We start from the raw sequence: 9,449 nt of genomic DNA, 5'->3' as shown, positions 1-9,449 counted from the left end.
CTTAGCCGTACATTTTGGTACAAAATACCAGACCATCGGGTTTGATTTAAAACAGTCCATTGTGGACAATAGCCTGGCCCACAAAGATCCCACCGGCGAAGTTTCAAAAGAAGAATTTGAAAATGCCATATATTTTACCCCGACCACTGATCCACAGCTCATGTCTGATGCTGATATCATTGTGGTGGCGGTCCCAACGCCCATAGATAAAGCAAGGCGACCAGACCTTTATCCTGTGGAAAGTGCCTCAAGGACAGTGGGAAAGGTCATGAAAAAAGGGTGCGTTGTTGTCTTCGAATCCACAGTATATCCCGGTGTCACCGAAGACATCTGTGTGCCGATTTTGGAAAAAGAGTCCGGTATGACCTGGAAAAAAGATTTTCATGTTGGATACTCTCCGGAAAGAATCAATCCCGGGGATAAGGAACATACGCTTACTAAAATAGTGAAAGTGGTATCTGGTGACGATGAACAGACCCTTGAAACAGTAGCCACTCTCTATGAATCCATCGTGGAAGCGGGGGTACACCGGACCCGTACCATTAAGGAAGCAGAAGCCGCAAAAGTTATTGAGAATACCCAGCGCGATTTGAACATCGCACTGATGAATGAACTGGCCCTGATATTTGACCGGCTTGGCATTGATACAAAAAATGTGCTTGAAGCCGCAGGGTCGAAATGGAATTTCCTGAAGTTCTTCCCCGGCCTTGTGGGAGGCCATTGTATCGGAGTTGATCCCTACTATCTGACATTTAAAGCGGAAAGTGAAGGATACCACCCTGAAGTTATCCTGGCAGGCCGCAGGATCAACGATGGAATGGGTAAATTTGTCGTGGAAAAAGCTGTTAAAATGATGATCGCATCCTCCCAATCCGTCAAAGGCACCAAAGTCGGTATTCTTGGACTTACATTCAAAGAAAACTGCCCGGATTTGAGAAATACCCGCGTCATTGACATCGTAAGGGAGCTTGAATCTTACGGCTGTGAAGTTTTGGTTCATGATCCCATTGCTGATCCGGAGGAATCCGGCAAACATTATAATGTCGAGCTGAAACCCTGGGATGCGTTGACGGATTTAGGGGCATTAATTCTGGCTGTTCCCCATGCGTGGTATAGAACGTTGCCGTTGGCAGCGCTTACTGATAAATTAAATCCCATGGGCGGCCTTATAGATGTAAAAAGTATTCTGGATGTCCAAGATGTCAAAAAAGCCGGTGTTCCATTCTGGCGGTTGTAAGAGGCTGTTTGGTAATTAATGAATCGGCTCTAAGGAGAACCAATGATTAAAATTATGCTGATTGCAGGGGCCCGCCCTAATTTTATGAAGATTGCCCCCATTGCCCGGTCTTTTAATAAAACCAATGAAATTGAATATAAAATTTTGCATACAGGTCAGCATTATGACCAGAACATGAGCGATATCTTTTTTGAAGAGCTTGGTATCAGAAACCCGGATTATCATCTGGGTGCCGGCGGTGGGACTCATGCGCAGCAGACAGCTAAAATTATGGTGCAATTTGAATCCATATGTGAGAATGAGCGACCCGATTTAGTTGTGGTCGTCGGGGATGTGAATTCAACCCTGGCCTGCTCCATTGTTGCCAAGAAGATGCATATTAAAGTGGCTCATGTTGAAGCCGGTCTGCGCAGTTTTGATCTTACCATGCCTGAGGAAATCAATCGCATGGTCACAGATTCGATTTCCGATCTTTTTTTTGTCACTGAGGAACAGGGAATGGTCAATCTCAAGAAAGAGGGCAAACCTGATTCATCCATTCACTTTGTCGGGCATGTAATGATCGATAATTTGTATTATCAGCTCGCAAAACTGGGAAAAATGCCTCCGGAAACATTTAAAACAACTGAATATAAACAGCATCACACCAGGTATGGTGTAGTAACGCTTCACCGGCCTTCAAATGTCGATGATAAAAATACCCTGGAGGTGGTGATTGATTCCCTGTCCAGCATCTCCAGGACACTTCCTTTAATTTTCCCGATTCATCCAAGAACACGGAAAAACCTTGAAACGTTTGGTATCAAGCCGGCAGAGACCATCACCCTTACAGATCCGTTGTCCTATATGGAATTTCTAAATCTCTGGAAAGATTCCGTAGTTGCGCTGACGGATTCCGGCGGGCTTCAGGAAGAGACAACTGCCCTTGGAATTCCCTGCCTCACCTTAAGGGAAAATACGGAAAGACCTATCACTGTCACCCAGGGCACCAACGAACTGGTTGGCACCTCAAAAGAGAAATTGATGGTCAATTTTGAAAAAATCATGGCAGGGAACTGGAAAACCGGCAGAAAACCCGACTTGTGGGATGGCCAGGCCGCCGAAAGAATTACGGATACCATTCTGGCTTCCTGATGAGGTTTCATCTAACAATAAAGGCCGCGACAGTTTCAGATAAAGCGGCTTGGGATAGTTATGTTCTTTCCCATCCAAACGGTATTGCCTACCAACTTTTTGCATGGAAAGAATCCATTGAAAAAGCCTATAAATTCAAGGCCTGCTATCTTATGGCCCGGGACAACCGCCGGGTAAAAGGCGTCTTACCGCTGATAATTTTCAAACTACCTTTTTCCAAAAAAAAACTGATATCCCTTCCCTACTGCGATGCAGGAGGGCCTTTGGCAGATGATACTTTAATTGAAAGGGCATTATTTCAGAAATCATTAGAGATCGTCCAGTCCGCGAAGGTGTCCATAAGATCCAGCAGGCCATTTGCAGATATCCCTTCCGAAACGACGATAAATCAGCAAAAGGCAAGAATGCTTCTTAACCTCCCTGATGCTTCGGATTTGCTTCTTGCCGGATTAAAGGCAAAAGTTCGCAGCCAGGTAAAAAAGGCGTACAAAAACGGCCTGACATCAACCTTAGGATCCCTGAATCTGCTGCCTGATTTTTATTCCGTGTTCTCCGAAAATATGAGGGATCTGGGATCTCCGGTCCATAGCAGGAAATGGATACACGCCATTCTCAAATACTACGGAAACCGGGCTCATGTTGCCGTTGTTTACACCCCGTCCGGAGAGCCGGCCGCTGCAGGAATTATCCTGTGCCATCCCAGGATCGTATCCATCCCATGGGCATCTTCCCTACGCAGGTTCAACAAACTGAATCCCAACATGATGCTTTACTGGACGTTTTTAAAGTTTGCTGCAGACAATGGTTATCCGGCCTTTGATTTTGGAAGATCCACGCCTGACGAAGGTACTTTTCGTTTTAAAAGACAATGGGATGCCCGTCCGGAATATCTTCATTGGGCCGATTTTAAACAGGGTCGCCAACTGACCTTTTCCGGGTCTTCTGTTTCAGGAAATAGAAGACTTGCTGAATCTTTTATTATGCACCTGCCCGTCGGTGCCGCGACAGCTCTCGGAACAGCGGCCAGAAAATACATCCCGCTATGAAGATTCTTTATCTGGCCCATAGGGTTCCCTACCCTCCGAACAAAGGAGACAAGATCCGGACATTTAACGAAATCAGGTGCCTGGGCCAGAACCATGAAATTGATTTGCTTGCACTGGCAGATGATCCCAACGATCTATCCCATAAAAAAAAACTGGAAACCTATTGCAACAGGGTTAAGCTATTTGGTCTGAATATCTGGAAATCCAGGATAAATAGCCTGGCCGGCCTGGCAATCCCGTTCAGGCCGTTGTCGGTCTCGTATTTTTATAACAAAAAGCTTCAAATCTGCCTGAATCAATGGATGAGCGAGAAGACTTACGATGCGGTTCTCTGCTTTTCATCCCCCATGGCCGAATATCTGTTTCGTTGTCCTGCGCTTAAAGAAACGCTTACCCCACGCAAACCTCTCTCAAACAGCTCACAACAGGTCCTTATCATGGATTTCTGTGATGTGGATTCCCAGAAATGGAATCAATATGCTGCAAACAGCCGTTTTCCAATGAGCTTGATCTACGAGATTGAAGGCCGACGTCTTTTAGAATACGAGAAAATAATCAATCATTTATTCCATCATTCCGTCTTTGTTTCAACCCATGAAGTTGAGGTATTCATCAACTTGAATAAACAAGCCCAAAAGCTGACAGCTGTTCCCAATGGGGTGGATCATGATTATTTCTCTCCGGATGCGCGGTTTGAGCCTGTTCCACTCAGGGAAAAAGAGGGGCAGAAGGTTTTGGTTTTTACCGGGGCCATGGATTATTACGCAAACGTGGAAGGCGTTTCCTGGTTTTGCCGGAAAGTGTTCCCCAGAATCAGATCAGAACATCCGGATCTTCTGTTTTATATCGTGGGCAGCAATCCAGGGCCGGAAGTCAAAGCCCTGGGGGATCGGCAAGGGGTCCGGGTAACCGGGTTTGTCGACGACATCCGGCCCTATTACCGGGGGGCAGATGTCTGCGTCATCCCTTTGCGTATTGCTGCCGGTGTCCAGAATAAGGTTTTGGAAGCCATGGCCATGGCCCGCCCTGTTGTCACCACAGGAAAAGCGTTTGAGGGAATCAAGGGAAAACCTGACGTACATGTCCTGATCGAAGATGATCCAAAACACTTTGCCGATAAAGTTGTTCAATTGCTGAACAGCGAAGAAAAAGGAAAGGTTTTAGCCGGCAATGCTCGGGATTTTATTCTTGAGAATTATAACTGGCAGACTAATATAAGGGCACTGGAACGTTTACTTCCATTGCAACCTGCGGCCAATTGATCAAAGGACTACGATTCCCATGCTAACTGGAAAAACCATTCTTTGCTTTGCTTCTGGATACGATGCCCCGCCGACCAGCAAACACCATGTCATGCACCTGATGGCCGAACAAAATATTGTACTTTGGATAAATTACCATGCCTCCAGGACGCCTACAACCAGCTCTTCCGACCTTCTGTATATGGTAAAAAAGCTGATAGAGATCGCCAAAGGCATGAAAAACCCCAGGAAAAACATTTTTGTTTTAACCCCGCTGGTTATCCCTTTGCCCAGTTCCCGTTTTGCGAGAAAACTTAACCGATTTTTACTTATTTTTCAGATCAGACAGGCCCTTAAAAAAATCCGGAAAGGAGCGGTTCAGATCTGGTCCTTTACCCCTGACATTGCTTATGCTCTGGATCAGTTCGATGAAGAAAAAGTGATTTATTATTGTGTGGACGACCATGCCGCCTTTTCCGGATACGATAGGGTTCAGGTCTTAAAAGATGAAGAAGAACTTTGCAGAAAATCAGACCTCGTTATCACCACCGCCATGGTGTTGCAGGAAAAGAAAAAAGGCTGGAATCCCAACACCATCCTTGTTACCCACGGCGTGGATTTCCACCATTTCAACCGTGCGGTAACGGAAAACCTACCCTGCCCGCAGGAACTGCAAAAGATCCCCCACCCCCGGTTGGGATTCTTTGGCCTGATCCGCGACTGGGTGGATGTTGATCTACTTTGGCAGATAGCAAAAAAAAGACCGGAGTGGCACTTCGTACTGATCGGAGATGCTGACTCCAGTATAGATATAGGCAGATACAAAGAAACCACCAACATGTATTTCCTCGGACGGAAACCATATCAGGACCTGCCGTCCTTCTGTGGCCACCTGGACCTCGGGCTGATTCCTTTCAAGATCAATGAATTAACCCATGCTGTGAATCCCATCAAGCTGCGCGAGTACCTGTCGGCAGGCTTGCCGGTGGTTTCAACCCCCATGCCGGAGGTTAAAAAATACGATCATTTGGTTAAACTTGCAGACACCCCCCAAGCAATGGAACAGGCCATCTCAGATATTCTAAATTCCGGAAATTCTGATAAAGAACGCGATGCCCGTATATCCGCCATGTCAAAAGAAACATGGCAGGCAAAGCTGGATTTAATTAATCAGGCTCTTTAAAGCAGTATGGAGAGCTTTAAATAAATGACCTATGCTGCAGGCAATAAAGTCAAAGCACGGATTAAGCAGGGAGAGAATCAGTTTATAGAATTTAAAGAACAAAAAGTTCATCCGGATTCCATTGCCAAAGAAATGGCTGCTTTTGCTAACGCCCAGGGCGGAACGATTCTAATCGGTGTCAATGACCAGGCAGGAATATGTGGTGTGGACGATCCAAAAAACTGGGAAGAATGGGTAGCCAATATGTCCAGGCAGAATATTATTCCCGCTATCCAGGCCGCTTGCTTCATTGTTGAGATTGACGGCAAAAAGATCGTTGTCATAGATATCCCCAAAGGGAGCGATAAACCTTACCAGACAAATAAAAATTTATATCATATCCGGATCGGGTCTACCAGCCGGGTAGCCTCACAGGCTGAATTAATGCGCATGTTTCAGCATGCAGGGATATTTCATTATGACTTGACAGGGATTGAAAACACCTCTTTAAAGCATTTAAATATGACTGCCATTTCGTCGTATTTTCAAAGAGATGATATTGATATTGATGATGAAAAGGATGTGACGTCATTATTAATCAATACTGACGTACTCACAGACAAAAAAAATGTCACGGTTGCAGGACTTCTGCTTTTTGGTACGTATCCCCAGAAGTTCTTAAAGAATTCGAGCATCAGTTATGCGCATTTTGCCGGAATAGGATTAAATGACGAATTAATTGATCGCCAGGTCATTGAAGGGAATCTGCCTTTCCAGATTGATACGGCTCTGTCTGTCCTTAAACACAATATCATGGAAGCATCGAAAATAGAAAAAGCAAAGCGGGTGATTCAATCAACGCGATACCCGGATAAAGTATTCAGGGAACTTCTGGTAAATGCCTGTGTCCATCGAAATTATTCAATCCATGGTTCCAGAATCAGAATTTTACACTTTGATGACCGGATTGAGTTTATCAGCCCCGGCCGCCTGCCCAATACGGTTACCATTGAAAAACTGAAAAGCGGGGTAAGCTATGCCGTTAACCCCGTAATTGTAAAATTTATGGAGAATTTAAGGTACATCGATAAACTTGGCAGAGCAATCCCCATGGTTTGCCATGAAGCCAGGCGGCTTGGGTTTGAACCGGTTTTCCAGGAAGCCGGCGAAGAGTTTCAGGCCATTCTTCCATTGTAAAACGTATAAACTTTGTGCCTTTGTGCCTTTGTGAGATCAGAATGAAAATAGAAGAAATCCTGAAACAGGCATCAAAAATAATCAGCAGTGAAATAGAGGGCAACTATCAATTGTTTCTATTCGGGTCCCGCGCAAGAGGAATCCACGATGAAAAATCCGATATCGATATCGGGATACTTACTGATTCACAGATTTCAGGAAAAAAATGGCTGAGCATCCAGGAGAAATTAGAGCAAATCCCTACACTATTAAAAATAGATCTTGTCGATTTCAATTCAGTGGATGAAGCGTTTAAAAAGGTCGCTTTAAAACACACAAAGGAAATCCAAGTATGAAATCAGGCAAATTGGAAAAAAGTCTGATAAATTTGAGAAAGGCGACCGATCGTTTCGCAGAAGCGCTGCAGGAACCGGAATCGTCCATTGTTATGGATGCCACGATCCAGCGGTTTGAATTTACATATGAATTGATGTGGAAAACACTGAAAATCTTCTTAGAGGATATCCATGGAATCCGAGCCGTATCCCCGAGACTCGTTTTCAAGGAAGCATATGCCCTTTCGATTATCGAACACGAGGATATTTTTTTAGAAATGATTCAATCCAGAAACTTACTGTCACACACCTATAATGAAGAACAGGCAGAACAGATTTATAAAAAATGTCCTTTATATTTATCAGCGATAAAAAATTTGTATCAGCGGATATCGGTGTACTGAACCATAAAAACGCAACCTGATCCTAACTTTTTTGATGCAGCATATCCATCACATTAACCACATACTTGATGCCGGTGAGTCCGAGACTATTGAATTCAAAACGACCTTTGGCCGGGAAACCATCGAAACACTGGTTGCTTTTGCCAATACAAACGGCGGCACCGTGCTTGTTGGCGTAAAAGATCATGCAACGGTATGCGGTGTTGACATCGGCAAAGAAACACTCAATCAATGGCTGGGACAGATAAAATCAGCCACAAGCCCCTCAATCATTCCGGATATTGCCACTCATTCCATATCCGGAATGACGCTCGTTTTGATCCATATGAGTGAGTATCCGGTTAAACCCGTAAGTACACGCGGAAAATATTTCAAGCGAGTTGCAAGCTCCAACCAACAACTTACTTTAAAGGAAATAAACGAATTGTATATGCAGTCCCTGCAAGTCTCATGGGACGCACATGCCGCTGAAAGCATCTCCCTGGATGAACTGGATATCCCTAAGATCGAAAAATTTATTGAGACGGTTAATACCTCTGGCCGTTTCAGCCTGGATCTGGATCCTCTTCAAGCCCTGCAAAAATTAAAACTGATTACAGGTGATGCACCGACCTGGGCTGCATTACTTCTCTTTTCAGGACAACCACTGCGCCATCATATCCATATTGGCCGGTTTAAAACTCCTGTCACCATCATCGACGATCGGCAGATTACTGATACGCTTTTCGAGGCCGTCGAGCAGGCCATGAAATTCATTGTATCCCATATTAAAGTGTCTTTTGAATTTGACGGCGCACTGCAGCGAAAAGAACGGTTTGCATATCCCCTGCCGGCACTGCGGGAGGCGTTGCTCAATGCTGTTGTACACCGGGATTACAGAAATTCTTCTGACATCCAGATCAAAATTTTTGATGATAAACTCACCATTTTCAACCCTGGGACTCTTTACGGCGGCCTGACCATAGAAGACCTTTTAACAGACACTTATCCTTCACAACTGCGCAACAAGCTGACAGCCGAAGCCTTTTACCTGACCCGGAATATCGAAAAATACGGCAGCGGCATGCTCCGTATTCGCAAAGAGCTTCAAGCCTACCCGGAACTGTCCTTTGAAATTGAAGAGGCGGGTGGAGGAATACGTGTTACATTTTCATTGCGTGAGGGAGTAAGTGAGGGAGTAAATTCTCTTTACCGATGTATCCAGCAGAATCCCGGCTTAAGACTTCCAGAATATTCAACCATGCTGAATATTCCGTTAAAAACACTTGAACGCTGGGTAAAAAAACTTCGGCAAGAACAAAAAATTATATTTAAGGGTTCGCCTAAGCAGGGCGGCTACTATAATACATAGCGACTTGGCTCCTTGACGCGATACCAAAATAAAACTGGAAAGTGATGAAGGACTATTTTCAATACCAGGGGAATACCCATATCACGGGATCAAGAGATGCGACCAGGGAGTCTTTTCAGAATCAGCTGATTACAGATGGTGAAAACTGGATGGGTATGATCACAACACCGGACAGGGCGGGATACACACTGGTTCTGATTTATACTAAATTTATCTAAATTTAGCCTCGCACAAAGACACAAAGCCGCAAAGAAAAAATTACCCTTTGTGCCTTAGTGCCTTTGTGTGAGACAAACAAATGACAGAAAACGAAATAGCAAAATTAATCGTAGACGCATCAATACAAGTCCATAAAGAGACAGG

The 9,449-nt window shown here is 44.7% G+C and carries 10 protein-coding genes; all 10 read left to right on the top strand.

Translation table 11 applies throughout. The features are described 5' to 3' along the window. Positions 1 to 1,237: nucleotide sugar dehydrogenase (locus tag AB7U36_RS12190; protein WP_428160044.1), on the top strand; the 1,237-nt coding region annotated here is incomplete at its 5' end. A gap of 42 nt (positions 1,238 to 1,279) precedes the next feature. Beyond that, positions 1,280 to 2,371, top strand: a complete 1,092-nt coding sequence (gene wecB / locus AB7U36_RS12185) for a non-hydrolyzing UDP-N-acetylglucosamine 2-epimerase (protein ID WP_428160043.1) — start codon at positions 1,280 to 1,282, stop codon at positions 2,369 to 2,371. Beyond that, complete coding sequence (locus AB7U36_RS12180; RefSeq protein WP_428160042.1) at positions 2,371 to 3,417, top strand: GNAT family N-acetyltransferase; 1,047 nt, start codon at positions 2,371 to 2,373, stop codon at positions 3,415 to 3,417. The genes wecB and AB7U36_RS12180 overlap by 1 nt, the downstream gene beginning before the upstream one ends. After that, entirely contained in the window at positions 3,414 to 4,679 is a 1,266-nt protein-coding gene (locus tag AB7U36_RS12175) for a TIGR03087 family PEP-CTERM/XrtA system glycosyltransferase (RefSeq protein WP_428160041.1), read from the top strand. The genes AB7U36_RS12180 and AB7U36_RS12175 overlap by 4 nt, the downstream gene beginning before the upstream one ends. A 19-nt stretch (positions 4,680 to 4,698) precedes the next feature. Next, positions 4,699 to 5,841 (top strand): glycosyltransferase, encoded by a 1,143-nt coding sequence (locus tag AB7U36_RS12170; RefSeq protein WP_428160040.1) that lies wholly within the window; start codon positions 4,699 to 4,701, stop codon positions 5,839 to 5,841. A gap of 24 nt (positions 5,842 to 5,865) precedes the next feature. Beyond that, positions 5,866 to 7,017, top strand: coding sequence for an RNA-binding domain-containing protein (locus AB7U36_RS12165; protein WP_428160039.1), 1,152 nt, complete (start codon positions 5,866 to 5,868; stop codon positions 7,015 to 7,017). A 41-nt stretch (positions 7,018 to 7,058) separates the two neighbouring features. Then, positions 7,059 to 7,352 carry a nucleotidyltransferase domain-containing protein gene (locus tag AB7U36_RS12160; protein ID WP_428160038.1) on the top strand — a complete coding sequence of 98 codons (294 nt, stop codon included), beginning with the start codon at positions 7,059 to 7,061 and terminating at the stop codon, positions 7,350 to 7,352. Then, positions 7,349 to 7,735 carry an HI0074 family nucleotidyltransferase substrate-binding subunit gene (locus AB7U36_RS12155; RefSeq protein WP_428160037.1) on the top strand — a complete coding sequence of 129 codons (387 nt, stop codon included), beginning with the start codon at positions 7,349 to 7,351 and terminating at the stop codon, positions 7,733 to 7,735. The genes AB7U36_RS12160 and AB7U36_RS12155 overlap by 4 nt, the downstream gene beginning before the upstream one ends. A gap of 34 nt (positions 7,736 to 7,769) precedes the next feature. After that, positions 7,770 to 9,086 (top strand): RNA-binding domain-containing protein, encoded by a 1,317-nt coding sequence (locus AB7U36_RS12150; protein ID WP_428160036.1) that lies wholly within the window; start codon positions 7,770 to 7,772, stop codon positions 9,084 to 9,086. A 44-nt stretch (positions 9,087 to 9,130) separates the two neighbouring features. Further along, positions 9,131 to 9,304 (top strand): nucleotidyltransferase substrate binding protein, encoded by a 174-nt coding sequence (locus AB7U36_RS12145; protein WP_428160035.1) that lies wholly within the window; start codon positions 9,131 to 9,133, stop codon positions 9,302 to 9,304. Positions 9,305 to 9,449 lie beyond the last annotated feature (145 nt).

The organism is Desulfobacter sp., assembly GCF_050177295.1.
Note: the sequence above shows the minus strand (reverse complement) of the source record. Positions and strands in the feature narration are given on the sequence as shown.

Coding starts and splice junctions, on each gene's coding strand:
- wecB (WP_428160043.1), top strand. CDS start 1,280: ATGATTAAAATTATGCTGATTGCAGGGGCCCGCCCTAATTTTATGAAG.
- AB7U36_RS12180 (WP_428160042.1), top strand. CDS start 2,371: ATGAGGTTTCATCTAACAATAAAGGCCGCGACAGTTTCAGATAAAGCG.
- AB7U36_RS12175 (WP_428160041.1), top strand. CDS start 3,414: ATGAAGATTCTTTATCTGGCCCATAGGGTTCCCTACCCTCCGAACAAA.
- AB7U36_RS12170 (WP_428160040.1), top strand. CDS start 4,699: ATGCTAACTGGAAAAACCATTCTTTGCTTTGCTTCTGGATACGATGCC.
- AB7U36_RS12165 (WP_428160039.1), top strand. CDS start 5,866: ATGACCTATGCTGCAGGCAATAAAGTCAAAGCACGGATTAAGCAGGGA.
- AB7U36_RS12160 (WP_428160038.1), top strand. CDS start 7,059: ATGAAAATAGAAGAAATCCTGAAACAGGCATCAAAAATAATCAGCAGT.
- AB7U36_RS12155 (WP_428160037.1), top strand. CDS start 7,349: ATGAAATCAGGCAAATTGGAAAAAAGTCTGATAAATTTGAGAAAGGCG.
- AB7U36_RS12150 (WP_428160036.1), top strand. CDS start 7,770: ATGCAGCATATCCATCACATTAACCACATACTTGATGCCGGTGAGTCC.
- AB7U36_RS12145 (WP_428160035.1), top strand. CDS start 9,131: ATGAAGGACTATTTTCAATACCAGGGGAATACCCATATCACGGGATCA.